General features: G+C 40.4%; 19 protein-coding genes and 1 tRNA gene. 17 read left to right on the plus strand and 3 right to left on the minus strand.

Annotated elements, in window-relative coordinates; translation table 11 throughout:
* Positions 1-206: 206 nt before the first annotated feature.
* On the minus strand, positions 207-1,538 hold the full coding sequence (locus BWI44_RS22075; RefSeq protein ID WP_195209756.1) for an MATE family efflux transporter: 1,332 nt from the start codon (positions 1,536-1,538) through the stop codon (positions 207-209).
* A 321-nt stretch (positions 1,539-1,859) separates the two neighbouring features.
* Between BWI44_RS22075 and BWI44_RS22080 the strand changes: the two genes are divergently transcribed.
* From BWI44_RS22080 to BWI44_RS22145, 14 genes are all read left to right on the plus strand, one after another.
* Positions 1,860-2,891, plus strand: coding sequence for a sensor histidine kinase (locus BWI44_RS22080; protein ID WP_115502930.1), 1,032 nt, complete (start codon positions 1,860-1,862; stop codon positions 2,889-2,891).
* A gap of 20 nt (positions 2,892-2,911) precedes the next feature.
* Positions 2,912-3,667: a LytR/AlgR family response regulator transcription factor gene (locus BWI44_RS22085; protein WP_044533187.1), complete on the plus strand. Its 756-nt coding sequence runs from the start codon at positions 2,912-2,914 to the stop codon at positions 3,665-3,667.
* Between the two features lie 121 nt (positions 3,668-3,788).
* Positions 3,789-5,699: a TonB-dependent receptor gene (locus BWI44_RS22090; protein ID WP_138293315.1), complete on the plus strand. Its 1,911-nt coding sequence runs from the start codon at positions 3,789-3,791 to the stop codon at positions 5,697-5,699.
* Positions 5,700-5,711: 12 nt separating this feature from the next.
* A complete protein-coding gene (locus BWI44_RS22095) occupies positions 5,712-6,224 on the plus strand; it encodes an ECF transporter S component (protein WP_117706953.1) in 513 nt (170 codons plus the stop codon).
* 19 nt (positions 6,225-6,243) lie between these two features.
* Positions 6,244-7,749: a 4Fe-4S binding protein gene (locus BWI44_RS22100; RefSeq protein WP_195209755.1), complete on the plus strand. Its 1,506-nt coding sequence runs from the start codon at positions 6,244-6,246 to the stop codon at positions 7,747-7,749.
* 42 nt (positions 7,750-7,791) lie between these two features.
* Positions 7,792-9,180, plus strand: a complete 1,389-nt coding sequence (locus BWI44_RS22105; RefSeq protein WP_138293312.1) for an aldo/keto reductase — start codon at positions 7,792-7,794, stop codon at positions 9,178-9,180.
* A 152-nt stretch (positions 9,181-9,332) separates the two neighbouring features.
* Positions 9,333-9,698 carry a hypothetical protein gene (locus BWI44_RS22110; protein ID WP_007665575.1) on the plus strand — a complete coding sequence of 122 codons (366 nt, stop codon included), beginning with the start codon at positions 9,333-9,335 and terminating at the stop codon, positions 9,696-9,698.
* A gap of 102 nt (positions 9,699-9,800) precedes the next feature.
* Complete coding sequence (locus BWI44_RS22115) at positions 9,801-10,394, plus strand: type 1 glutamine amidotransferase family protein (protein ID WP_195209754.1); 594 nt, start codon at positions 9,801-9,803, stop codon at positions 10,392-10,394.
* 83 nt (positions 10,395-10,477) lie between these two features.
* Positions 10,478-13,069, plus strand: a complete 2,592-nt coding sequence (locus tag BWI44_RS22120; protein ID WP_286816470.1) for a glycoside hydrolase family 3 C-terminal domain-containing protein — start codon at positions 10,478-10,480, stop codon at positions 13,067-13,069.
* A 672-nt stretch (positions 13,070-13,741) separates the two neighbouring features.
* Positions 13,742-14,290, plus strand: a complete 549-nt coding sequence (locus BWI44_RS22125) for a DUF4738 domain-containing protein (RefSeq protein WP_007665571.1) — start codon at positions 13,742-13,744, stop codon at positions 14,288-14,290.
* Between the two features lie 47 nt (positions 14,291-14,337).
* Positions 14,338-15,015 (plus strand): response regulator transcription factor, encoded by a 678-nt coding sequence (locus BWI44_RS22130; RefSeq protein WP_007665570.1) that lies wholly within the window; start codon positions 14,338-14,340, stop codon positions 15,013-15,015.
* A complete protein-coding gene (locus tag BWI44_RS22135) occupies positions 15,012-16,301 on the plus strand; it encodes a sensor histidine kinase (RefSeq protein WP_278706725.1) in 1,290 nt (429 codons plus the stop codon). Before BWI44_RS22130 ends, BWI44_RS22135 begins: the two co-directional genes overlap by 4 nt.
* A gap of 97 nt (positions 16,302-16,398) precedes the next feature.
* Complete coding sequence (locus BWI44_RS22140; protein WP_195209751.1) at positions 16,399-16,836, plus strand: PepSY-like domain-containing protein; 438 nt, start codon at positions 16,399-16,401, stop codon at positions 16,834-16,836.
* Positions 16,837-16,850: 14 nt separating this feature from the next.
* The gene (locus BWI44_RS22145) at positions 16,851-17,351 is read left to right on the plus strand and encodes a PepSY-like domain-containing protein (protein ID WP_044155351.1); all 501 of its coding nucleotides are present in this window, start codon (positions 16,851-16,853) and stop codon (positions 17,349-17,351) included.
* 53 nt (positions 17,352-17,404) lie between these two features.
* Here BWI44_RS22145 and BWI44_RS22150 read toward each other — a convergent pair whose 3' ends face one another.
* Together BWI44_RS22150 and BWI44_RS22155 are read right to left on the minus strand one after the other, a co-directional pair.
* Complete coding sequence (locus BWI44_RS22150) at positions 17,405-18,622, minus strand: L-serine ammonia-lyase (RefSeq protein WP_021967632.1); 1,218 nt, start codon at positions 18,620-18,622, stop codon at positions 17,405-17,407.
* An 11-nt stretch (positions 18,623-18,633) separates the two neighbouring features.
* Positions 18,634-21,159, minus strand: coding sequence for an endonuclease MutS2 (locus BWI44_RS22155; RefSeq protein ID WP_115502920.1), 2,526 nt, complete (start codon positions 21,157-21,159; stop codon positions 18,634-18,636).
* Positions 21,160-21,272: 113 nt separating this feature from the next.
* Here BWI44_RS22155 and BWI44_RS22160 point away from each other — a divergent pair.
* The 3 genes from BWI44_RS22160 (at position 21,273) to BWI44_RS22170 (ending at position 26,082) form a co-directional block, all read left to right on the plus strand.
* Positions 21,273-21,357 (plus strand) — tRNA-Ser (locus BWI44_RS22160).
* 241 nt (positions 21,358-21,598) lie between these two features.
* Complete coding sequence (locus BWI44_RS22165; RefSeq protein WP_286816477.1) at positions 21,599-22,822, plus strand: site-specific integrase; 1,224 nt, start codon at positions 21,599-21,601, stop codon at positions 22,820-22,822.
* Positions 22,823-23,196: 374 nt separating this feature from the next.
* Positions 23,197-26,082 (plus strand): DUF262 domain-containing protein, encoded by a 2,886-nt coding sequence (locus BWI44_RS22170; RefSeq protein ID WP_286816480.1) that lies wholly within the window; start codon positions 23,197-23,199, stop codon positions 26,080-26,082.

Genomic DNA, 26,082 nt, shown 5'->3' on the forward strand with positions numbered 1-26,082 from the left:
GGAATTATTAGAGTTAATACGATCTGGCAAAAAAGAACGATATTCAAATTCATTCAAAAAAAAAGAGAGAACTTATACTTTGATAAATTCTCTCTTTTTGCTGTTCCTCACATTTTCTTCCGGGGTCCATAGGCTACTTTTATTTTTTGCCAAAGTTACGCTTCTTGAGTAAGGGAGGCAATACCTAAAAGTAGGGAAATTGTGTTTTAGTAATTTCTTTTTCGTGTATATCTCAGATACCAGATACATATAAATAAGGAAACTACTGTAGAAATGGGTGGAGCGAAGCCCATGATAAACAGTGAAGAACTGTCTATCTGACTGAACCAGTAAGATAACGGGATACGGAACAGGAAGGTTGCTATCAGACTGTGAATCATAGGGAATAGCGAATTTCCCTGTCCACTGAAATAAGAATTGATACAGAAAACGAAACTGACCACAACACAGTCTATGCTGTATCCCCGTAGATATTCTGCTGCCATTGTCACCACCGCAGGATCTTTAGTGAAGAATGCCGTGAGCGTTTCCGGCAGGAATTGCGAATACAGGCAAACCGATAGGCCAAAAATAAGAGCAAATCCTATTCCGGAAAGTAGGCACTTATTCATTCTCTGTATAAGTCCTGCACCGTAATTCTGTGCTGTCATTGTGGCTACAGCCGATGATATAGCCATAGGAGGTAACATGGCAAAAACAATAATTTTCTCGACTACACCCAGAGAAGCTGATGCAATGACTCCCATCTGATTCACAATCACAGTGATTATCAGGAATGAAACATTGATCAATGCATCCTGCAATGCTATGGGGGCACCCAAGGTCAGTACTCTTTTAGATAAAACTCTATTCAATCGGATATCCCGTCGTGTAAACTCGAAATGAAATCCGCGCCGGTATAAAAACCAGAGTGCTATCGTAAAGCTAACACCTTGTGCCGTTACAGTAGCAATGGCTGCCCCGGTAGGACCGAGATGAAAAGCTCCCACTAATATAAAGTCAAGGACAATATTGATTATACAGGCCAGTCCCACAAAATAGAGTGGTGTTTTCGAATCACCCAGTCCGCGCAGGATACCACACACGACATTATAGCCTACAATAAACAGTATACCGACCGAGCAAACCAGAATGTAACTTTTCGTATCTTCCATAGCTTCTGTCGGAGTGTGCATCAAGCTGGAAATTCGGTCATGGAACAATACCATGACCAGAGTAAGTACGATGCCGATAATTGAAAACAACCAAATGGAAGAACCGATTGTAGACGCCACTTGTCGGTCGTCTTTCGCTCCGGTTGCAATGGCAATCAGTACGGTTGTTCCGGTGGTAATACCCAAGATAATACCTGTAATGGTTTGCATCACTTGGCTACCAATGGCTACGGCCGCTACGCTTGCAGAGTCATCATATTGTCCCACAACAAAAAGGTCGGCACCTCCGTAAAGGGCCTGGAGCACGTTGGCTATCAGGAATGGAACCGCAAATTGTAATAGTACTTTAGGGACGCTGCCCTGTGTCAAATCTAATTCTTTCATCCAATTTATTCTTTCATCAATTTAGTAGAAGCTATAGATATGGCATAAAAAAAGTGCCGGACAGGATGAATGATTCTCACCATTCATCTTATCCGGCACTATAATTATTGATTATAATGCCCTCCGATGAGGATTTTTATATTCCTGTCTTTATTTTCGGGGTTCAAATTTGGGCATTGTTTTTATAACCACCAAATTTATTCGGAGTTTTAATTCTCTATGCGTGGTTTCGTCTTTATACCTTATTTTTTCGTTTTGATTCTTTGGTACTGTCAAGTCTCAAAAAAAATATCTTTCTTTGTAGAAAAGAAGAAATGTTTTATGCTCTCATTTGATACTTATATAAGTCGTAAACTGCTGCTGGTTGGTCTGATTAGTGCAGTCTTTATCATATACCCTAATATAGCCTGTCTGCCGTGGGATATAAAATTTCTGGAAGGAGCAAGTTGTACGGGTTTTTATTGGTATTTTGTTTATCGTTTCTTTTTCTTCTGGGGACTGATTTGTCTGTTGTTACGTTATAATTTGCGACAACTGTCGACAGCGCAGTTTAAGGAACGTTTTGGCCGTAACTTCTTGTATTCATTGGCTGCCTATGCAGGCTTTGCGTCTATTTCCTATTGGATTCACTCTTATGGTATCCGTACTGATTTTCTCGGTAGTACATTGATCTCCCAATTCTTTATTCTGTGTTCTCTGTGTACGCTGATCGGGCATATTTCCATGTTATACTCCGCACAGCGTGAAAAAGAGCGTGAGATAGAACGTCTACGTATAGAGAATCTGCAAAGCCGATGTGATGCGTTGGCTAATCAGATCAATCCACATTTTTTCTTTAACTCCTTGAATGGAGTGCAATCGCTTATTCGGAAGAAGGATGATGAAAAAACGTTGATGTATGTGCATGAATTATCTGATATCTTCCGTTATATTCTTCAAAGTGATAAGAGAGGACTGGTTACTTTGAGGGAAGAACTGGAGTTTATTCAATCTTTCCGTTATGTGATGGAAGTACGCTTTGCCAATAAACTGGTTTTCTCGATCCAGGTGGATGAGGTTATGCAGGATGAACTGACGTTGCCTGTGCTTTCACTGCTTCCGCTGGTAGAGAATGTGACCGTTCATAATATGATAGACAGTGAGCATAAAATGGAAATTATCATCAGGCTGAACGAGCAAAAAGAACTGGTGGTGAGTAATCCCATTTATCCTAAATTGTCTCCTCCTGATACGAACGGAACCGGGTTGAAAAATCTGGAAAATCGTTTTGCCTTGTTGATGAACAGGCAAATACGGATAGAATGTGATGAAAATACATTCAGAGTATATCTTCCTTTAAATAAACAGAACTGACATCAAAATTGCATAGAGATATGAGAGTGTTGATTGTAGAAGACGAGACTGCCGCTTATGAGAATCTGGTGGATATTCTTGGTGAAGTCTCTTATGATATTCAAATAGTCGGTAATACGGAAAGCGTGACCCAAACCATTCATTGGCTGCAATCGAATCCTGCACCGGATTTGATATTTATGGATATTCATTTATCGGACGGTTCGGCATTTACCATTTTTGATAAAATGGAGTTGGAAACTCCTATTATTTTCACGACGGCTTATGACAGATACGCCATAGAAGCTTTCAAGGTGAATAGCATTGATTATTTGCTAAAACCTGTCAAGGTGGAAGATGTAAAACAGGCGCTGGATAAATACAAAAAACTGACGCACCAGGATGTGATTCACTACTTATCTAAATTGACTCAACTGATGCCGACTCCTAAATATAAAGACAAGTTATTAATTCCATATAAAGATAAGCTGTTACCTATTGGCTTGAAAGAAGTTTCATGCTTTTATACAGCGGATAAAAACACCTGTATCTACTTGAAAGACGGGAATATGTATCCATACTCCAAAACACTGGAACAGATAATGGCTTCTCTGAATCCGGCAGATTTCATCCGGGCGAATAAGCAATTCATCATAGCAAGGAATAGCGTGACGGATATAACGATCTGGTTTGATAACCGTTTGCTGGTAACATTGGATGTAGAAACTCCCGAACGTATCTATATCAGTAAGAACAAAGCGTCCGAGTTCAAGTCCTGGATAGTGAATAACACGTAAGTTAGAATACGTTAATCAGTAATTATGGTATTTACAACCGTAATTTATCTACGGTTTCTATCAGTAACGATCCCTATATTTGTAATCGGGAACTATTATAAAATTAAAGAGTTATTTCAAGATGAAAAAAGAGAGATTTGTACTTGCATTCTTTACAGGCTGCCTGATTAGTGCGGTAAGCCTACAAGCACAAACCAGTAAGGACAGTACAAAGGTAGCAAGAAGTTATGCGATCAATGAAGTAGTAGTAACAGGTACGCGAAGTGAAACGGATGTACGCCATTTGCCCATGACCGTATCGGTAGTGGGACGTCCGCAACTTGAAGCGAGCCAGCAGACTTCCGTACTTCCGGTGTTGAATTCACAAGTGCCGGGCTTTTTCTCCACTTCACGTGGCGTAATGGGATATGGTGTAGCTACCGGTGCATCAGGGCAAATGTCTTTAAGAGGCATTGGAGGGCCCGCACAGGCCGGTCTTCCCACTACGGGATTATTGGTTTTGATAGACGGACATCCTCAGTATATGGGACTGATGGGACACCCCATTGCCGACGCATATCAGACTATGATGGCAGAACGTGTGGAAGTGCTCCGTGGCCCCGCATCCGTGCTTTATGGTTCTAACGCCATGGGTGGGGTTATTAACATTGTTACCCGTAAGATGCAGGAAGACGGAATACGTACAAACATCAACATTGGTGCGGGGTCCTATGGAAGTGTACAGACCGAAGTCACTAACCGCATAAGGAAAGGGCGCTTCAGTAGTACGGTGACTGCCTCTTATAACCGTACAGATGGACATCGCGCTGACATGGCTTTTGAACAGTACGGCGGATATGCCAAATTAGGCTATGACTTTACGGATAACTGGAAAGTTTGGGGCGATGTAAATGTCACTCGTTTCAATGCTACTAATCCGGGATCAGTAATGAAACCATATATAGACAATGATCAGCGCATAACACGTGGTATGACTTCTTTTGCATTGGAGAATCATTACGAAAAGACTTCCGGTGCATTGAGCTTTTTCTATAATTGGGGTGATCACTGGATAAATGACGGATATCAGCCAGGAGGAGAACCGCTTCAGTATCGTTTCAACTCTAACGATCAGATGCTTGGAGTATCATGGTATCAGAGCATACAACTTCTCCAGGGCAACAGACTGACTGTAGGAGCTGATTATTTTCACTTTGGAGGTGAGGCATGGAACCAATTCTTTGATGGGCATCGTGAAACTTCGGCGGATAAGTCGTTGAATGAAGTAGCAGGTTATGTAGATTTTCGTCAGGATATTGCTGCGTGGCTTACGCTGGATGCCGGAGCACGAGTAGATTATCATTCGCAAACGGGTACAGAGTTCATTCCGCAAGTAGGTTTGGCTTTCCATCTTCCGGAGAATGCAGAAATCAAAGCAATGGCAAGTAAAGGATTCCGTAATCCTACCATTCGTGAAATGTATATGTTTCCTCCGCAGAATCCGGATTTGAAACCTGAGAAACTTTGGAATTATGAGCTTTCTTTTTCACAGCGTCTTATGGATAATCGTTTGTCCTATGGACTCAATGTGTTCTATATCAATGGTGAAAATCTCATTATACGTCTTCCAAATCCAAATGGTAGCGGTATGTTGAATCAGAATTCCGGCGAGATTGAAAACTGGGGAGCGGAAGCTAATGTAGGGTACCAGTTTAATCCGGTGTGGAGCGTGATGGCAAATTACAGCTGGCTTCATATGGAAAATCCGGTATTGGCTTCTCCAGAGCATAAACTGTATGGAGGAGTGAACTTCAGAAAAGGACGTTGGAGTGCATCTACGGGCATTCAGTATGTAAAAGGGCTTTATACTGATCTGGATGCTGCGACAAAAGAGAACTTCGTGTTATGGGATATGCAGGGAAGTTTTAAGGCGACAAATTATCTGTCATTCTATGTGCGTGGTGAGAACCTGTTGGCGCAACGTTATGAGATCAATGCAGGCTATCCTATGCCGAAAGCGACTTTTATGGGTGGAGTAAATATCAATTTTTAATAAGAATATTATATGAAAACAACAACTATCAGACTTTATTCACTGGATTACAGCAATGTGAAGACATATTTTGCTGCAGCCCTTTTCATTCTGGGTAATCTGGTTTTGCCACAACTTTGCCATCTTATTCCACAGGGTGGTCTTACTTTGTTGCCGATTTATTTCTTTACGCTTATTGCTGCTTATAAATACGGTTGGAAAGTTGGATTGCTGACAGCCGTCTTTTCACCGGTTTTGAACCATCTGCTTTTCGGTATGCCTCCTGCAGGAGTATTGCCGGCCATCCTTTTAAAATCTATTTTACTGGCAGTGGTTGCCGGATATGCTGCCAATCGTTTTAAACGTATCTCTATTCCTGTTTTAGCGTTGGTAGTACTGGCTTATCAGTTTATCGGGACGCTGGGTGAGTGGGCAATGGTAGGTAACCTTGCGCTTGCTTTCCAGGATTTCCGCATCGGTATCCCGGGAATGGGATTACAGATTCTCGGCGGTTATTTGTTTATCAAGTATTTGGTCTATAAATGATATTCCATAAAATAAAAGTATGTTACGAAAAATCAGACTAACGTTTGCCATATTCTTTTTCGTGCTGATCACGCTTTTGTTCCTCGATTTTACGGGAACGTTGCATGCTTGGTTCGGTTGGATGGCTAAAATTCAGTTTTTGCCTGCTTTGTTGGCACTGAATATCGGGGTTGTGATAATCCTGATAGCATTGACACTGCTCTTTGGGCGTGTGTATTGTTCTGTAATCTGTCCGTTGGGCGTATTTCAGGATGTAGTTTCATGGTTGGGTAAAAAGCGGAAAAAGAATCGCTATTCGTATTCACCTGCACTTAGTTGGTTGCGTTATGGAGTGCTGGGAGTATTTATTCTGGCTCTGATAGGAGGAGTTGGTTCGTTGGTTGCCTTACTGGCACCTTATAGTTCTTACGGGCGAATAGTTTCTAATCTGTTTGCTCCGGTTTATCAGTGGGGAAACAACCTGCTTGCTCTTTTGGTCGAACGGGCAGATAGCTATATGTTTTATTCTGTAGATGTCTGGATGAAGGCTATGGGAACTTTTGTGATAGCTGTTCTGACATTTGTTATTTTGGCTGTACTGGCCTGGCGCAACGGGCGTACATATTGCAATACAATTTGTCCGGTAGGAACAGTATTGGGATTCTTTTCACGTTTTTCTTTGCTGAAACCAGTAATCGATACGAGTAAATGTAATGGTTGCGGTTTGTGCGCACGTAATTGTAAGGCGGCATGCATTGATTCTAAAAATCATAAAATAGATTATAGCCGTTGTGTGGCTTGTATGGATTGCATTGGTAAATGTAAGAAAGGAGCTATCCGTTATGAGCGTCCTCATAAGGAAGTGCAGAAACCATTAGCGGCTGAAAAAGTGACGGGTGTTTCACCGGAGCAGGTGGACAATGCACGCCGTGCTTTCTTTTCTGCCGGTGCCGTATTTACTGCAAGTACATTGCTGAAGGCACAGGAGAAAAAAGTGGATGGTGGATTGGCTGTCATTGAGGATAAGAAAATACCGGAACGGACGACACCTATTGTACCGGCAGGTTCATTGAGTATTCGTAATTTTGCGCAGCATTGTACGGCTTGCCAGCTTTGTGTATCAGTGTGCCCTAATCAGGTTTTACGCCCATCCGGTAATCTGATGACGTTGATGCAGCCGGAGATGTCTTATGAACGTGGTTATTGTCGTCCGGAATGTGCGAAATGTGCCGAAGTATGTCCGACGGATGCGATTCATCTTACCAGTCTGGCTGATAAATCATCTATCCAGATCGGTCATGCCGTATGGATCAGGAAGAATTGTGTGCCGTTGACTGATGGAGTAAATTGCGGCAATTGTGCCCGTCATTGCCCGGTAGCGGCGATAGAAATGGTTCCGTCTGAGGTAGATAATCCGGATTCTCCAAAGATTCCGGTTGTCAATGTAGAGCGTTGTATTGGTTGTGGTGCCTGTGAGAATCTTTGTCCGGCACGCCCTTTCAGTGCTATCTATGTGGAGGGACATGAGAGACATCGAGTAATATAAAGGTGGTAATGTGATAGAGTGATAAATGTTAGAAGAACAGATATGGAAGAACATAATAAAAATATAAACCGTAGGGATTTTCTGAAAATTGTGGGCATCAGTGCCGCTACGACAACGGCTGCTGCGACTCTTTATAGTTGCAAACAGAAGGATGGGGTGATTCCGGGAGGTAGTACATCGACTCCGGTGCCTACTGATAAGATGACTTACCGCACTTCTGTGGCTCAGAAAGACCGTGTTTCACTTCTGGGTTATGGCTGTATGCGTTGGCCGACTGTTCCTTCACCGGATGGGAAAGGAGATATAATTGATCAGGATGCAGTGAACGAATTAGTAGATTATGCCATTGCGCACGGCGTGAATTATTTCGATACATCTCCGGTGTATGTACAGGGGTGGTCGGAAAAATCTACTGGTATTGCATTAAAACGTCATCCGCGCGAGAAACTGTTTATTGCTACAAAGTTATCCAACTTTAGTAATTATAGCCGTGAAAACTCCATAGCTATGTATCGTAAGTCTTTCGAAGATTTGCAGACAGATTATATCGATTACTATTTGTTGCACTCTATCGGTAATGGTGGAATAGAAGCATTCAAAGCACGATATATAGACAATGGTATGATGGAGTTTCTGTTGAAGGAACGGGAGGCAGGGCGTATCCGTAATCTGGGATTTTCTTTCCATGGTACAGTGGATACTTATGACTATGCACTTTCTCTACATGATGAGGTGAAATGGGACTTTGTACAGATACAGCTCAATTATGTGGACTGGAAACATTCTTCGGGACGTAATGTAAATGCGGACTACCTATATGATGAATTGGTAAAACGAAATATCCCGGCAATCATTATGGAGCCATTGCTGGGTGGAAGATTGTCTAATGTACCTACTCATATTATGACACGCCTTAAGCAGCGTCGTCCGGAAGATAGTGTGGCTTCGTGGGCTTTTCGTTTTGCAGGCTCACCGGAACTGGTGTTGACGGTATTGAGTGGTATGACGTATATGGAGCATCTTCAAGATAATATTCGTACCTATTCTCCGCTGATTCCTTTGAGAGATGATGATAAGGAGTTTCTGGAAGAAACGGCACAGTTGATGTTGAAGTACCCTACTGTACCGTGCAATGACTGTAAATACTGTATGCCTTGTCCGTATGGCATTGATATTCCTGCTGTGCTTATACATTATAATAAATGTGTAAATGAGGGAAATGTGCCGAAAAGCCAACAAGACGAGAATTATAGAAAGGCACGCCAAGCTTTTCTTGTTGGTTATGACCGTAGTGTGCCACGCCTGCGACAGGCAAATCATTGCATTGGTTGCGATCAATGTTCGCCTCACTGTCCGCAGAGTATTAATATTCCCAGGGAGTTGCGCCGTATTGACGGGTTCGTGGAGCAGTTGAAACAGGAAACGTTGTAGCCCTCCCTACATTGACATTTATAGAAAAATTTTCATCTTTGTAATAAATAGTGAATTGCGCTGATATTGTTGTCATATAGAGACAATGATATCAGCGTTTTTGTTATATTTGCGGCATCGTATACAAATTTAAAAAAAATGAAAAAGCTTTTATGTACATTGGCGTTGTTTTTTTATGCATGACGCCTTTGATAGCGCAAGACACTATCTCAGTATCTTATGAATCGCCTAAAGATGCTTTTGTGCAAAAACTGATGGGCTTTCAGGGGATCTTTGGTTTTGATGTTATAGTCAGGACATCTCACAAGAACTTGCCTTATAAGTTGTATATGGTAAGATGTACTGATGGAAAAACAGAAAGGAAAGCTTTGAATGAAGAAATTCCTTGTAAGATGGATAGTGCTCAGCATTTTTATTTCTTTGCACAGACAGAGTCCGCAGATAGTGTTCATATCGATTGCCAGCATAGAGTAGGAACCATTTTGCATGTCCAAAAACCATCCTTCGGAATGGTATGAAAAGTTTAGTATAAAAGATTATATCTATTTTGAACTTGAGTTTCAACCATAAGAAAATAAGATTGCATGGTTGCATCTTAATTTCGCTGAAAACAGAAAACAATGAAACAGGAAGTCTTATTTCTTCTATTGAATGATTATGCCGATTGGGAAGGTGCATTCCTTTCTATTTCTTTAAATGCCGGAGTGTTACCGGGTAACGAAGTAAAATATATATCAAAGACAGTTGCCCCGACGCTGGATGAAGTTCGTTCTATAGGCGGGTTCCGCACAGTGCCGGATTATAGTTTTCAGACTATGCCTGCCGATTATGCGGCATTGGTTCTGATAGGCGGCATGCAGTGGCAATCACCCGAATCGGAGTTGGTGGTGCCAATTGTGCAGGATGCATTACAGCGTGGCAAGATAGTTGGAGCTATTTGCAATGCTTCTGCCTTTATGGGGGCACATGGCTTTCTGAATAATGTGAAGCATACCAGTAACACACTTCCATATCTGAAACAATTCGCAGGTAGCGCATATACTAATGAAGCCGGATATCAGGAAAAGCAGGCAGTCAGCGATCAGAATATCGTAACTGCCAACGGAACCGGACATTTGGAGTTTACCCGTGAATTATTACTTCTTTTGAATGCTGATACTCCGGAAAGGATTGATGCTGCTTATGATTATTATAAAAATGGCTTTGTGAGGTAACTTTTGTCCTGTATTAAGTTCTTTTTTATGATTCCTTTAATGAGATGGGAGTAATTTTGCTGCTATATTGAATTGAAAAAGGTATGAAAAAAGAATTGAATCTTATTTGCAGTTTGCTTTTATTCTCTGTCACAGTGGCGGGACAAGCGACATGCAAATTCTTGAATCCAGAACTTCCGATAGTGGAAAGAGTAAATGATTTGGTGAGGCGTCTCACGTTAGAGGAAAAGATTTCTCAAATGTTGAATAACGCTCCTGCCATAGATCGGCTGGGAATTCCTGCATATAATTGGTGGAATGAGTGTTTACATGGAGTAGCCAGAAGTCCCTATCCAGTTACTTCTTTCCCTCAAGCCATTGCTATGGCAGCTACCTGGGATACAGAGTCTGTTCATCAAATGGCAGTGTATGCCTCGGATGAAGGACGTGCTATTTATCACGATGCTACCCGGAAAGGGACTCCCGGAATATTCAGAGGATTAACTTACTGGAGTCCGAATATCAATATATTCCGGGACCCGCGTTGGGGGCGGGGACAGGAAACGTATGGCGAAGATCCTTTTTTAACTGCTTCCATTGGTGTTTCATTTGTGAAAGGTCTTCAGGGTGATGATCCGGTTTACCTGAAATCTTCAGCATGTGCTAAACATTATGCAGTACATAGTGGTCCGGAATGGAACCGGCATACGTATGATGCTAAAGTGAATAACCATGATTTGTGGGATACCTATCTTCCGGCATTTAAGGAATTGGTGGTCGAAGGAAAAGTGACGGGAGTAATGTGTGCTTATAACTCCTTCTTTGGGCAACCCTGTTGTGGCAATGATCTTTTGATGATGGATATTTTGCGAAATCATTGGAAGTTTGGCGGCTATGTAACTTCAGATTGCGGGGCTGTTGAAGACTTTTATAATACTCACAAAACACATCAGGATGCAGCTGCAGCCTCTGCGGATGCTGTGTTGCATGGTACAGATTGTGAATGTGGTAATGGAGCTTACCGGGCATTGGCGGATGCCGTTCTCAGAGGATTGATAACAGAAAAGCAGATAGATGAATCTTTGAAGAAATTATTTGAAATCCGCTTCCGGCTGGGTATGTTCGATCCGGATGACCGTGTACCTTATTCAAATATACCTTTATCAGTTCTGGAGTGTGACGCTCATAAAGCTCATGCATTGAAAATGGCTCGTCAGTCTATTGTGTTGCTGAAGAATCAAGATCAGTTGTTGCCTTTGAATAAGAATAAAATAAAGAAGATAGCAGTGGTCGGTCCGAATGCTGATGATAAAAGTGTATTGCTTGCTAACTACTATGGTTATCCGTCACATATAACTACAGCACTGGAAGGTATTCAAAAGAAAGTGGGCAATCAGGTGGAAGTGGTCTACGAGAAAGGTGTTAATCTGACTGATGATTTTGTTTTCACCTCAGCTTATGAAGATGCTTTGTTCTGTTATGACGGGCAGCAGGGCTTTAAGGCTGACTATTATCAAAATACGCAGTGGCAAGGAAATCCCGGATTATCTCGTTTGGAAAAGACTGTTGATTATCAGTGGGGAGATGGTCAGGATGTTGGCGATGGCATCATTACCAGGCAGATGTCTGCTGTTTGGAGTACTGTATTTACACCGAAACAGACAGGTGAGGTTTGCTTTGAACTGAAGGCTGATGATAAAGCAGAACTGTATATTGATGGAGTAAAGCAGAATAAAGTTGGAAATATAAACTCATATTATCTGTTGAATGCAGAAAAGGGTAAATCCTATCCGATAGAAATCCGCTATGTTCAACATGCGGATAATGCAGAAATCAAGTTTGATATGGGAATACTTCGGAAGGCTGATTACAAACAAACTGCTGCTGCGGTGAAGGATGCGGATGTGATTATCTTTGTGGGTGGTCTTTCTGCCAAAGTAGAAGGTGAGGAGATGGGGGTGGAAATAGAAGGTTTCAAACGGGGTGACCGGACTTCTATCTCTATTCCTTCCGTGCAGCAAAACTTATTGAGAGAATTATATGCAACCGGTAAGCCAGTCGTTTTTGTTATGATGACAGGAAGTGCTTTAGGACTTGAATGGGAATCTGCCCATCTTCCGGCTATCCTGAATGCATGGTATGGCGGTCAGGCTGGCGGACAAGCTATAGCCGATGTGTTATTTGGAGATTATAATCCTTCAGGACGTTTACCGCTGACCTTCTATAAGAGTGTAAACGATTTGCCTGATTTCGAAGATTACAGCATGGAGAATCGTACTTACCGTTATTTTACAGGAACGCCGGTTTATCCCTTTGGCTATGGATTGAGCTATACGACTTTTCAATATTCCTCTTTGAAATTGCAACCGTCACCGGATAAACGGTCAGTTAAGGTTACAGCAAAAATCACCAATACAGGGAAGATGGAAGGAGAGGAAGTTGCTCAGTTGTATGTTTCCAATCCTCGTGATTTTGTAACTCCGATTCGGGCACTGAAGGGCTTCAAACGGATTAATCTGAAGCCGGGAGAATCACAAACGGTGGAGTTTGTCCTGACATCTAAGGAACTGTCTATCGTTGATATTTCTGGAAAATCTGTACCCATGAAAGGAAAAGTACAGATATCATTGGGAGGAGGACAACCATCTACTCAGATGATAAAGAGCAAATCATGTGTACAAGGAGATATTTTATAGTAAGTCCTATTGGGTGTTAACCTTGGTTGGCAGGCCTGTTAACTAAGGCTAATAAGCCTGTCAACCAAGGTTAACAGGCCTGTTGACTGAGGTCGACATCTGATAATTCCTATGGCTGAAAAGAATGTTTCTTAGGAGAAAAACAGAACATTCCCTTGTACAAGACAAATTAATACCTTACAATCAGGACAAGACAGTGTGAGAGTATACTACTTGCTCTCACACTGTTTTTTACTCTTACTCACCACACTTAATGTTCTAATTATCAACAGCTATTAAAAAAAGTGAGAGTAGTGAGAGTAAATTGATGCTAACTTCTAGTTGTAACCAGAATGCGGATTTCTGTCGAAGTGGGAGGAGTCATACCCTCTATCAAAGAGATTGAAATAAAGTTAAGCGGTAAACGGTTTATAACTTTGAAGGCCTGAGATTTATAAAAAAACAAACAGAAATATTGTTTTATGTTAAAGCGAAAGATTCCATTAAACTTTTCGCTTTTATTTTTGTCTTATAAACAACAGGATTCAATAGGTAATATAAAAGAATAAAGAAGGTATTAGTTCAAAAACGGGCGGAGTATTATCCGTCCGTTTTTCATTTATTCCGGCTTTCCCTTGTATTTTTGCCTCTCTTTTCGTTCCTTTGTTCCGTTAATTGTAAACAAATGGCAGAATGAAAAATGTATTTTATTTCTGGATATGTATGGCCGTGTGGCTGTTGTCAGCCTGTTCTTCTCAGAAAAAAGGAGATGGGGAAGATGTGCAGGTATTGATGAAAGACAGTGTGGATGCCAACGGTTTGCAACGTATGCAGGTGTCTGATAGTAAAATGAGTTTTACTTATAACGGTAAGGAGTATCACTCTCATGTGGTTCGTCGTCCGGATGACAGTTTGCCTGTTGTAACGAATGAACAGGGAGAAAAATTTGTAGATAACCGTATTACACTACGTATAACTTCCGGTGGTAAGTCTATTGTGAATAAAGAATTCACGAAAGAGAGTTTTGCTTCATTGGTGGATGCTAAATTCTTAAAACACTCTATTCTTGAAGGCTTGGTGTACGATAAAAACACATCCAAAGGCATGGTCTATGCAGCAAGCATCTGCTATCCGCAGTCAGATCTCTATATTCCATTATCAATAACTGTATCTGCTGATGGCAAGATTTCTATAGCGAAAGAAGAATTACTGGAAGAAGTGTACGAGACGGACAGTATTTGATAAGATATTCCAGAATGTTTCCCAATTTATGAGTTTCCTTTGCCGGTATGAAAATCCTGATTGTAGAAGACGAACCGGATTTGCGGGAAACAATCCGCATTTCCCTTTTGAAAGAACATTTCGTAGTGGAAACTGCTGCCGATTATTTTTCGGCGCTGGACAAAGTGAATGACTACGATTATGACTGCATCTTATTGGACATCATGTTGCCCGGTGGAAGTGGTCTGGATTTGTTGCGCGAACTTAAACGACTTCATCGTAGTGACAGTGTATTAATTATTTCTGCAAAAGATTCCTTGGATGACAAAGTAGAAGGACTGGAATTGGGAGCTGATGATTATCTGACCAAACCTTTCCATCTGGCGGAACTGAATGCGCGGGTAAAATCTGTTATTCGTCGGAGGCAGGCGAAAGGGGATGTTTCCATTACGGTGGGGAATCTGTTGCTTTATCCTGATAAACGGCAAGTGGAGGTCGGGGGAGTGCCTTTGCAACTTAACCGGAAAGAATTCGATTTACTTTATTACTTTATAGTCAACCCAAATCGTGTAATTAATAAAATGAGCCTTGCAGAGTCTGTATGGGGCGATAATATCGATCAGGCAGATTCTTTGGACTTTATTTATTCTCAAGTGAAAAATCTCCGCCGGAAATTGAAACAAGCTGATGCTACCGTGGAACTGAAAGCGGTATATGGTTTTGGCTATAAACTTTCCGAGTCATGAAACTTCTCCATTATACCTACCGAAAGCTCTCGTTACTGCTACTTCTGCTGATGGCTGCATGGGGTGTGTTGTTTTATTATGCCATTATTGATGAAGTGATGGATGAAACGGATGATACGCTTGAAAACTATAGTGAGATATTGATTAATAATGCCTTGATGGACCCGTCTGTTCTTGAAACAGAGGGGACGCTGATGTCTTTTTATAAATTCCGGCCTATATCCGAAGAAGAGGCGGAAGACTACGACGAAAAGTACTATGACTCTACCGTCTATATCGAAAGCGAAGATGAGGATGAACCGGTGCGGGTACTTAAAACAGTTTTCCGCATGCCGGACGGACAGTATTATGAATTGGAGCTGATGATTTCCATTCTGGAACGTGATGATATGGTAGAGGCCATTCTTTGGTATCTGGGAGCACTGTTTTTACTTTTTCTGATTTGTACGTCTATAGGTACACGCCTGATATTGCAAAGTGTGTTCCGCCCGCTGCAGCGCCTGCTGGACTGGTTACAACAAATTCAACCGGGGAAAGAGCTTCCGGTGCTGGATAATCCTACGAAGATACGGGAGTTCCAACAGTTGGGAGAGGCAGCTGTGGATATGGGAAATCGTAGTTATAAAGCTTATGAAGAACAGAAGCAGTTTATAGAAAATGCTTCGCATGAGTTGCAGACACCACTTGCCATTGTGCGCGGCAAGGTCGAATTACTTGCAGAGAATGAGTCGATGACCGAGCAACAGTTGAAAGAACTGGATGAAATATACGCTACATTGGGTAGGGCAGTCAGATTGAATAAGTCTTTATTGTTGTTGTCCCGCATTGAGAATGGGCAGTATACCGAAACGGAAGATGTATCTGTAGATGAAGTTTTAGATGAACTATTGCCCGATTTAATGGATATATATGAAGGGAAAAAGATACATCTGGTACGTATAAAGGGAGAAGAACCTTTCGTGATCCGGTGTAACTTGTCTCTGACACAGATTCTGGTTTCCAATTTGGTAAAAAACTCCTTACTACACAATCATGCGGGGGGAGAGTTGTATATTGAAACGACTCCTTCTTCATTGATTATTAAAAATAGTGGTGAACATCCATTGGATGGAGAAAAGCTATTCCGGCGTTTCTATCGCAGTATCGACGGAAAAAAAGATTCTACAGGTTTGGGGCTTGCCATTGCCCGTTCTATTGCCATTTCTGCTTCTCTCAGTCTGACTTATAAGTGGCAGGAAGGAATGCATCTGTTTTTGCTTGTTAAAGAATCTGAAAAGAAAAGCTAAAGGCGAATATTCCCAAATCTTTCCCGATTCGCTATCGTTATTTGTAGTGTAAATAAAAACAAGAAATAAATTAGTAACACTTAAAAGAATAACGATTATGAAGAAGATTTTATCTATTCTCGTATTGGCTATCGTGGCCGTTCAGTTCGCTTTTGCAGGTGATGTGATTACCAAAGACGCAAAGGATCTCCCTTTGAATGCGCGTAACTTTATCAATCAGTATTTCAGTAAACCGCAGATCTCATACATCAAGATAGATAGTGAATTCTTATCTAAGAAGTATGAAGTGACTTTGACTGACCGTACAGAGATTGATTTCGACAAGAAAGGTAACTGGACGGAAGTAGATTGCAAGAAAGGTGCTGTACCTGCCGCCCTTATCCCTGTTTCTATCAAGGATTACGTGAAAAAGAATTTCCCAAATGAAATTATCACCAAGATAGAACGTAAAGGTACAGGTATAGAAGTAGAACTTGCCAATGATTTCTCATTGAAATTTAATAAAAAAGGACAATTCGTCAGTATGGATGATTAATGGAGGGGAAAAAGATGAAGACAAGATTTTTAATGTTAGCGATGATGATGTGTATGACTGCTGTTACGTTTAGTGCATGCAGTGACGACGATGATGATGATAAAAGCATTAATGTTCCTGAGTCTGTGGTACAAGCCCTGAAACAGAAGTATCCGAGTGCGACAGGAATAGAATGGGAACAAAAAGGAACTTATTTTGTGGCTGATTGCTGGTTGGATGGAAAAGAATCAAATATATGGTTTGATCCCAATGCCAATTGGCTGATGACGGAATCGGAAATATTCTGGAATGATCTTCCTGAAGCTGTACAGACTGCATTTGGTAGCGGAGAGTATGCAAACTGGGTACAAGATGATTATTATTTCCTGCTGTATCCATTGCAGCCCATGCAATATGTGATTGAGGTAAAACAGGGAAATCAGAAGTATCAGTTATTCTACTCGGAAGATGGAGGACTGATGAATACGGTGAATGTGACAGGGAAGGATGATACGATTTATCCACCGAAAGTGTGAGAAAGTGACGAGCTGTAGCTCGTCACTTAATTTTAGCGCTATGCACTAAATTATCATTCTCCCATTGGCCGATAATCCTTGGCCAATCCGCCTTCACTGGTTTCTTTGTAGAGTGATGGCAAATCGTTTCCGGTCTCTTTCATTACTTCTACAACTTTGTCGAAGGATACACGATGCATGCCATCAGTAAAAGAAGAATAAAGGTTGGCATCCAATGCGCGGGCGGCAGCATATGCATTGCGTTCAATGCAAGGTATTTGAACTAATCCGCATACCGGGTCGCAAGTCATGCCGAGGTGATGTTCCAGACCCATTTCGGCTGCATACTCTATTTGTGCAGGGCTACCACCAAATAATTGGTTGGCGGCAGCTGAGGCCATTGCACAGGCTACGCCTACTTCTCCCTGACATCCTACTTCTGCTCCTGAAATGGATGCATTGGTCTTTACGATATTTCCTACAAGACCGGCTGTGGCAAGCGCGCGAAGGATTCGGGTATCACTGAAATCACGGCTTTTAGCAAGATGATATAATACTGCCGGCATCACACCGCAAGAACCACAAGTAGGGGCGGTAACTATTGTTCCCCCTGAGGCGTTCTCTTCACTTACGGCAAGGGCATAGGAAAATACCAACCCGCGAGATTGCAAAGATTGCTTGTATCCGCTGGCACGTATATAATAAGTAGAGGCTTTGCGGCGTAAGTTCAATGGACCGGGCAGTACACCTTCTTGCTCCAATCCGCGGCGAACGGCTGCTTGCATGGTTTTCCAGACTTCTTGTAGGTAATCCCATATATCTTCTTCCTCACACTCCTTGACGTATTCCCAGTAACTTCTTCCGGTCTTTTCGCACCATTGTAGAATCTCCATCATGTGATTCATATCATAGATATCCGGGGTGTTGACAGATGATGCACCATCATTTTCTTCAGCCAGTGCACCACCGCCTACACTGAATACTGTCCATGCATCAGTCTCTTTTCCTGAAGCATCCAATGAAACGAATTTCATGCCATTGGGATGGAAAGGTAGAAATATTTTGGGTTCCCAAATAATTTCTACCGGAGCGGCTGGTTGCAGGGTATCGGTAATGGCTATGTTAGTCATGTGTCCCTTTCCTGTGGCAGCTAGGCTACCGTATAAGGTCACTTTAAATGAGGAAGCTTCCGGATGTTTTTCCAGAAAGATCTCAGCAGCTTTACGGGGCCCCATTGTATGGCTGCTTGATGGCCCTGTACCGATACGGTAGAGTTCTTTGATTGATTTCATAATTATTTTATTTATAGGTCAACGACTGTGATTCCTGCACCACCAAACTGCACATGTTCGTCGGCAAAATGCTTGATGCCTGGAACTGTTTGCAGATATTGCCGGATGAGGGTACGCAAGATACCTGTACCTGTTCCGTGAAGGATACGTACGCGTGACATACCTACAAGGATAGCATCATCAATAAAGTAGGTTACTGCCTGTAGAGCTTCGTCACCACGCATGCCGCGTACATCAATGTCTTGCTTGAAGTTCAATTTCTTTTCGTACATGCTGTCTTGGGTTTGATTGCTGACAAAGGTACTCTTAGTAGAGTTGTCCACCTTTTGTGGGGCGGAATTTGTGCGCTCCAATCGTTCCAGCTTAACAGTGGTTTTGATACTGCCAAAAGCAATAATGGCATTTTTGCCATTTACTTCCAATACTTCGCCCACCGAGCTTTGGCCTTTTATCTTTACCATAGCTCCCGGGGCAATGCTTGCCAGGCGTTCAGCTTCCTGTTTGGCTTTTTGGGCAGCCAGTTCCTGAGCTGAAAGAGTGTTGTTTGTATCTTTATTCTTCTTTTCTTTTTTCCGGTTCTGCTTTTCCTGCAATTTTTGCATTTTGAGTGCTATCTTCTCCTCTTGTTCTTTAGAGGCAAGAGCTTCCATCGATTCACGGAACTTGGTCAGTTCCTGACGTGCCTGGCGGGTTTTCTCTTTTTCAGCCTGTGCTTCCTTAATGGTGCGGATGGTGTTTTCAATCCGTGCATTGGCTTCCTGTACCAGCTGTTCTGCTTCTTCTTTAGCTTTACGGATAATCTCTTTGCGGGATTTCTGCAGGTCTTCCATTTCTGCCTGATAGCGGGAGATGGTATCTTCCATGTGTTTTTCACGCTGGCGGATAGTCTGACGTTTGCCTTCCCAGTATCGTTTATCGCGTACAATATCTTGCAGATACTTATCGGCATTAATATATTCGCTACCCACAATTTCGGATGCATCTGCAATCACATCTTCCGGAAGACCGATCTTTCGGGCTATCTCTACGGCAAATGAACTTCCGGGATTACCTATCTGAAGTTGGAAAAGTGCCTGCATCAGGTGGCGGTCGTACAACATGGCTCCATTCACTACTCCTTCATGGTCTTCGGCAAAGTGCTTCAGATTCTGGTAGTGAGTAGTAATAACACCGAACGTCAGCTTTTGGTTGAAACGTTTCAGTACGGCTTCGGCGATGGCGCCACCGATTTGTGGCTCGGTTCCACCACCAAATTCATCTATAAGGATGAGACTGCGTTCATTGCAATTCTTCATCATTATCTTCATGTTGGTGAGATGTGAAGAGTAAGTACTCAGATCATCTTCAATGGACTGTTCGTCGCCTATATCGATGAATATACTGCTGAAGATACCGGCATGGCTACGTTCGTGCATAGGAACGAGCATACCACATTGCAACATATATTGCAACAATCCCACTGTCTTGAGGCAAACAGACTTACCACCCGCATTGGGACCGGATATAATAAGGATACGCTGCTTTTCAGTCAATTCAATATCGAGCGGAACTACTTTCTTATCATGTTTGGCAAGGGAAAGTTGCAGCAACGGGTGTACAGCCATAGTCCAATCCAGTAACTGCGTATTTTCCAGTGCAGGTTTTATACCAGATATTTGTAGGGAAAACAAGCTCTTGGCACGGATAAAGTCTATCTCTGCAAGGAATTCATAAGACTGCAATACATCGGGAATGGAAGGGCGCAACAGGTTAGAGAATTCTATCAGGATACGGATAATTTCCCTACGCTCATCCCCTTCCAGTTCGCGGATACGGTTATTGGCTTCTACTACTTCGGCAGGTTCTATAAATACGGTTTTTCCACTTGCTGATTCGTCATGTACGATACCTTTAATCTTTCGTTTTAATCCCGGAGCAACCGGAATTACCAGACGGCCATCGCGCATGGTCGGGGTAACGTCTTTATCTACTACACCTTCCGACTGGGCATTGCGTAAGATGCTGTTCAAAGAACGGGATATGCTGTTCATGGTGTTCGCCAGCTCACGACGAATACGTGCCAGTTCGGAAGAAGCATTATCTTTTATCTTTCCATAAGGTGAAAGTATATTGTTTATCTTTTGAATCAGTTGCGGAAATGCCAATATATCCTTGGCGAGGTTCCGGAGACAAGGGTAGGGGGAGTCTTCTCCTTCTATGTCATCCTTTTCTAAAAAACGCACGATGTCCCGTATCGTTTCCAACGAACGGCGCAAGTCGAAAAGTTCCTGCTCATCCAGGTACATTCCTTCTATGCGTATTCGTTTCAGTGACGTACGGACGTCGAAAAAATATTGTGCGGGGAAGTTATCTTCCTCCTGTATGATGCGTACGAACTCTGTAACGAGGTTCAAGCGTTCCTCCACTTCTTCAAAATGGTCGGAGAACGTCATATCGGCTACGCGTTCGGCGCCTAATGTGCTGAGGCATTTTTCGCTTAGCAACTGGCGTATTTGGTCGAAACCTATTTTAGGTTCAAAGTTCTGTGGATATATCATGTTGCAAAAGTACGATTAATTCGTGAAAAAAATGGTAGGAAGTTTGTAGAATTAAAAATGATTTGTACCTTTGCACCGCTTTAAACGAAAAGCCTTCCTTATAAGGGAGTTTTGGAGAGGTGGCAGAGTGGTCGATTGCGGCGGTCTTGAAAACCGTTGTACTGAAAGGTACCCGGGGTTCGAATCCCTGTCTCTCCGCTGGAAAGAATTGCAAAACAAATAAAATCCCTGTAAATTAATACTTTACGGGGATTTTTTGTTTTTGGTGCATAGCAAAAATAAGCATATCAAAGCATTCTTTCGGTGTACTATTCGGTGTACCTGATTGCCTTCAATGCCAGATACACCTATTAAGTAAATAATTCATTGTTTATCAGTATTTTGCATCTTGACTTGTTACTCTTGGAAATTTAGTTTTGTGATTAAAAAAACAAGTAAGATGGAAAGAACAACATTTTGTCTATTGTTCTACATTCGTAGGACGAAATTGAATCGGAACGGTGAGGCTCCGATAATGATGAGAATTACAGTGAATGGAGTCCGGGTTGATGCTTCAGTGAAGAAAACAATTCTTCCGGAATTCTGGAGTGCGGCAAAAGGAAAGGCTCTGGAAAAAAAGCGTGAGTACAAGGAACTGAATCTGTATCTTGACTCTATCCGTTTGAGGATAATGAAGATTCAACGTGAACTGGAAATAGAGGAGGTATCCGTTTCTGCCAACAGTGTTCTGGATCGTTTCCAGGGTAAGGATGCCCCCGTACAACGTACTCTGTTTGAGGTTTTCCGTGAGCATAATGATAAATGTGTCCAATTGTCCGGTACGGACATGGCGCCTGCAACCGTGCAGCGTTATGAGACATCCTTGAAGCATACCCGGGATTTTGTCTGGGAGACATATCATAAGAAAGATGTTCTTTTGGATGAAGTTTCCCGCCAGTTTATTGAGGATTACGAGTTTTGGCTTAAGACAGAGAAAAAGTGTTGTCATAACACAGCCACCAAATATTTGAAGAATTTTAAGAAGATTATCCGTATTGCTTTGGCTAAGGGATGGATGAAGAACGATCCGTTTTTAGAAATTAGATTCTCATTGGATAAGGTGGAACCGGACTTTTTGGAAGATTCAGAAATCCAGAAGCTGATATCGAAGGAAATTGATATTCCACGGTTAAGTCAGGTACGGGATATTTTTGTGTTCTGTTGTTTCACCGGTTTGGCTTTCTCGGATATTCATGGTTTGAGAAAGGAACATATCGTGGAGGACTCGAACGGTGTCAGGTGGATACGCAAGGGAAGACAGAAGACCAAAATCATGTGTAATATTCCATTAATGGAAATACCATTGAAGATTTTGGAAAAGTATACCACCAATGAATATTGTAAGAAACATGGTGTGCTTTTTCCGGTGCTTTGTAATCAAAAAATGAATGCATACCTCAAGGAACTGGCTGATATTTGTGGTATTAAAAAAACATTGACCACCCATGTTGGGCGTCATACTTTTGCCACATTTGCTCTGGCCAATGGTGTCTCGATAGAGAGCGTTGCTAAGATGTTAGGGCATACCAATGTTCAGATGACCCGTCATTATGCACGTGTGCTGGACCGTACAGTGATACGTGAGATGTCACAGATAAAGATGGATTTTCATTTCTCTATTTAGAAAAGAATTCTGTATAATATATATTGTATTAATACAAATAACTAGGATATAATTTTTATATCTTCTTGCCTGTTACTGGACTGTTAATCTGTCAGAAAGGAGAGTTTTGTAATAGTTGCAATATAAACGATTAAGTAAGGTGTAATGAGTGATTTGAGAAATCTACTAAAATGTATCAGTATATTTTATTGTAAATTTCGAATCTTCATATAGTGAACGTGTTACTTTTTGATTTTTGGAAATAGCATTATGATAAAATAGCTAATTAATCTTTATTTATGCGATATAATAACTATCTTTGCAATAAGTGTGATAGAGTGATGTAATTGTATTACAAGTCAGTATCTATTTTTATACTAATAATTTTTAGCCATATGGATTTGAAGGAAATATTTGAGCATAAAATTAAAATTGAGTCGAAAGTAAAATCTATCGATGCTCTTTTTATGAATAAAGAAAGAGTAGAACATACCAACTATCATCCATATTATCAGCGTAATTATGTTTGGGATGAAGAAAAGGCTACTTATTTCATAGAAAGTATTTTTCTTGGTACAGAGATTCCTCCTCTTATTTTCTTTGTCAATGATGAAGAATATGAAGTAATAGATGGACGTCAACGTTACGAAACAATTACGCGTTTTATGGCAGGTAAAATGAATTTGCGAAAGTCTGCTTTGCGTAAACTTAGTAGCGTAAAGGAGTTGGCTGGAAAGGGATATAATAATCTTACTGTTGATTATCAAGATTTATTTCTAGATACAAAAATACGTGTGATTGAGTTTGGCTTTCTTTCTAGTGAGCATAGTTGTGAGGAAGAAGAACAGGTGAAACGTGAAATTTTTCAACGATATAATTCGGGTATTACACCGTTAAATCAACAACAAATCGATAAGGCTATTTATTATTCTGATGATATTGTAACATGTTTTAAAGAGCATTTTGCTGAAGATAAACGTACATTTGATTTGGTCAATGATTTATTCGGGTTTGAGAATCCGGATATTGAGAAATTGATGAGAAAAATTAGAGAATTATTAGTTCTGCGTAATATTCCGATTAAATATTATGCTATTAGTAAACAAGATATTGTTTCTACTTTCTTTGAGTATTTATCGAATACTGTAGACTCAGGGGTTGTATATTCTTCTTTTATTAGAATTGTAAATAAAGTAGATGAAGTTGTTCGGGCTTTAAGAAAAAGAAATGTGCAAACAAATAGATTGGTTTCAGAGTGTTTGTATTGGGCGTTATCCATTATAGATTTGGAATATGGAGATTTAAAGAAAATGAATAATTTTGTTGTTGAACATTTAATTGACTATATTGAGGACAATATTAAAAATTATCAAACTGTAAGAAGTTCATTTGCTAATGAGGTGAATAAACGATATGAAACTACTGCAATATTTTTTGAGAGAATATTGGATATGGATTTTAATATGTATTTATGTAGTTCGAATCAATTTAAAGCTAGAAAGGATAAACTTAATATTATTACATCTCCAGAAAATCTAACATTTGAAGATTTGAGAATCAATAAGCCTGAACCAACTTCTTTTGAAATAGGAGATATTTGCCGTCAGATGGAACGACAAAAATTCTTACTAAGACCTCCTTATCAACGCGATGAAGTAATTGATAAAAAAAAGGCATCTGCTATAATTGAAAGTTTGTTGTTAGGAATAAAATTGCCCCCTGTGTTTGTTTTTAAACACAAAGATGGATTGAGTGAAGTTGTAGATGGACAACAACGTTTACTTTCTATTATTGGTTTTATAGGAAAACCTTATAAAGATGAAAATGGAAAAGATTGCATCTCAAAAAAGGATAGATTTAAATTACAATTAAAACATGGAATTCTGAAAGAGTTTGATGGGAAACGTTTTGAAGACTTAAATTCGCTTGAGCAACGTAAATTAATGAGTACAGATTTATGGGTTATAGAAATAAATGAGAAAATTAATCCAGAGTTTGATCCTATTGATCTTTTTGTTCGATTAAATAATAAGCCTTATCCAATCAAGAAAGATACATTTGAAATGTGGAATTCTTTTGTTTCTAGGAACATAATAGAAACTATAAAATTAATTTATAATAAGAATTCTAAATGGTTTTATATAAGAAAAAATAACTCTCGAATGGAGAATGAGAATCTTGTTACTACTTTGGCCTATTTTAATTATATGGAGGCTAAAAATGGACTTGATGAGAGTGAACTTTGGCCTGCTAAAACGATTGATTTATATGTAAATGGAGGAAAGATTAGCTGTAGAATGAAAGGGAAGTATGAGATAACAAAAGTGCTTGAAGGTGATGATAATAATGATATAAATCATCAACTTTTTATTAGAGTTGCCAATTTGCTTGATTTCAATTTTATTTCTAATTTAAGTTGTATTTGTTCGATGAATTCGGAAGAATTAAATAGTAATCTTGATTACATGATAAAGGGAGCTAATGGACGGCGTACATTACAAAACTTTTATATTTTATGGCTTATTCTTCGAGGGATTTCGAAGACTGTGATTGAACAAAACTTATTGTGGGCTAGTAAAGAAGTTTCTAGTATTGTTGGACTGATGTCTGATGGTACTAATTTAGATGAATTTAAGGAGCGTATTAAAGTTTTCCGTAAAAAACTGGTTGTATATGAAAGTTCCACTCCTTTCGTAAGTATAAAGCAAATAGCTGATTATAAAATAAATGAACCAAAATCTCAAATTTATATAGATTTAGTGACAGATATAGATAAACCCTATGTGGTTTATTTAGATGGGCTGCACAAATTAGAAAATAAGAATTTTGTAGGAATATATAAAGTACGTCATGGCTTTCATCTTAAATATATTTCAACGATACTAATGAGCCGATATTTCAAATATAAAACTTATGGTGAAAAAGGATTGTTGATGAGTAAATTTGCTGATTTTGAAATCCCTTATCTTACAATATCTGAACAAGAAATATTTGTTAAGGTATATGACTATATATCTGAAAGCATCGGCTCTTTTAATATGTGTAATTTCTTTTATAGAATGATTGATGTTATGGTGGAACAACTATATTTATCAGATGAATTTGAGAAATATAATATCCGTATGATAGAAAATGTTCTATTGTTAGAAAAATTGCCTAAGAATGATCAACGGTATAAAGCTTTAGAGGATATTTATGTGAAGTGTAATGATTCAAATTCTCCAATATTGGCGAATATGCTTAAAGCCATTGATGTAGAAAATATGATTTATGGAATTTGA

The sequence above is a fragment of the Bacteroides sp. Phil13 genome, assembly GCF_001940965.1.
GTDB lineage: Bacteria > Bacteroidota > Bacteroidia > Bacteroidales > Bacteroidaceae > Bacteroides > Bacteroides intestinalis.

Coding starts and splice junctions, on each gene's coding strand:
- BWI44_RS22075 (WP_195209756.1), bottom strand. CDS start 1,538: ATGAAAGAATTAGATTTGACACAGGGCAGCGTCCCTAAAGTACTATTA.
- BWI44_RS22080 (WP_115502930.1), top strand. CDS start 1,860: ATGCTCTCATTTGATACTTATATAAGTCGTAAACTGCTGCTGGTTGGT.
- BWI44_RS22085 (WP_044533187.1), top strand. CDS start 2,912: ATGAGAGTGTTGATTGTAGAAGACGAGACTGCCGCTTATGAGAATCTG.
- BWI44_RS22090 (WP_138293315.1), top strand. CDS start 3,789: ATGAAAAAAGAGAGATTTGTACTTGCATTCTTTACAGGCTGCCTGATT.
- BWI44_RS22095 (WP_117706953.1), top strand. CDS start 5,712: ATGAAAACAACAACTATCAGACTTTATTCACTGGATTACAGCAATGTG.
- BWI44_RS22100 (WP_195209755.1), top strand. CDS start 6,244: ATGTTACGAAAAATCAGACTAACGTTTGCCATATTCTTTTTCGTGCTG.
- BWI44_RS22105 (WP_138293312.1), top strand. CDS start 7,792: ATGGAAGAACATAATAAAAATATAAACCGTAGGGATTTTCTGAAAATT.
- BWI44_RS22110 (WP_007665575.1), top strand. CDS start 9,333: ATGTACATTGGCGTTGTTTTTTTATGCATGACGCCTTTGATAGCGCAA.
- BWI44_RS22115 (WP_195209754.1), top strand. CDS start 9,801: ATGAAACAGGAAGTCTTATTTCTTCTATTGAATGATTATGCCGATTGG.
- BWI44_RS22120 (WP_286816470.1), top strand. CDS start 10,478: ATGAAAAAAGAATTGAATCTTATTTGCAGTTTGCTTTTATTCTCTGTC.
- BWI44_RS22125 (WP_007665571.1), top strand. CDS start 13,742: ATGAAAAATGTATTTTATTTCTGGATATGTATGGCCGTGTGGCTGTTG.
- BWI44_RS22130 (WP_007665570.1), top strand. CDS start 14,338: ATGAAAATCCTGATTGTAGAAGACGAACCGGATTTGCGGGAAACAATC.
- BWI44_RS22135 (WP_278706725.1), top strand. CDS start 15,012: ATGAAACTTCTCCATTATACCTACCGAAAGCTCTCGTTACTGCTACTT.
- BWI44_RS22140 (WP_195209751.1), top strand. CDS start 16,399: ATGAAGAAGATTTTATCTATTCTCGTATTGGCTATCGTGGCCGTTCAG.
- BWI44_RS22145 (WP_044155351.1), top strand. CDS start 16,851: ATGAAGACAAGATTTTTAATGTTAGCGATGATGATGTGTATGACTGCT.
- BWI44_RS22150 (WP_021967632.1), bottom strand. CDS start 18,622: ATGAAATCAATCAAAGAACTCTACCGTATCGGTACAGGGCCATCAAGC.
- BWI44_RS22155 (WP_115502920.1), bottom strand. CDS start 21,159: ATGATATATCCACAGAACTTTGAACCTAAAATAGGTTTCGACCAAATA.
- BWI44_RS22165 (WP_286816477.1), top strand. CDS start 21,599: ATGGAAAGAACAACATTTTGTCTATTGTTCTACATTCGTAGGACGAAA.
- BWI44_RS22170 (WP_286816480.1), top strand. CDS start 23,197: ATGGATTTGAAGGAAATATTTGAGCATAAAATTAAAATTGAGTCGAAA.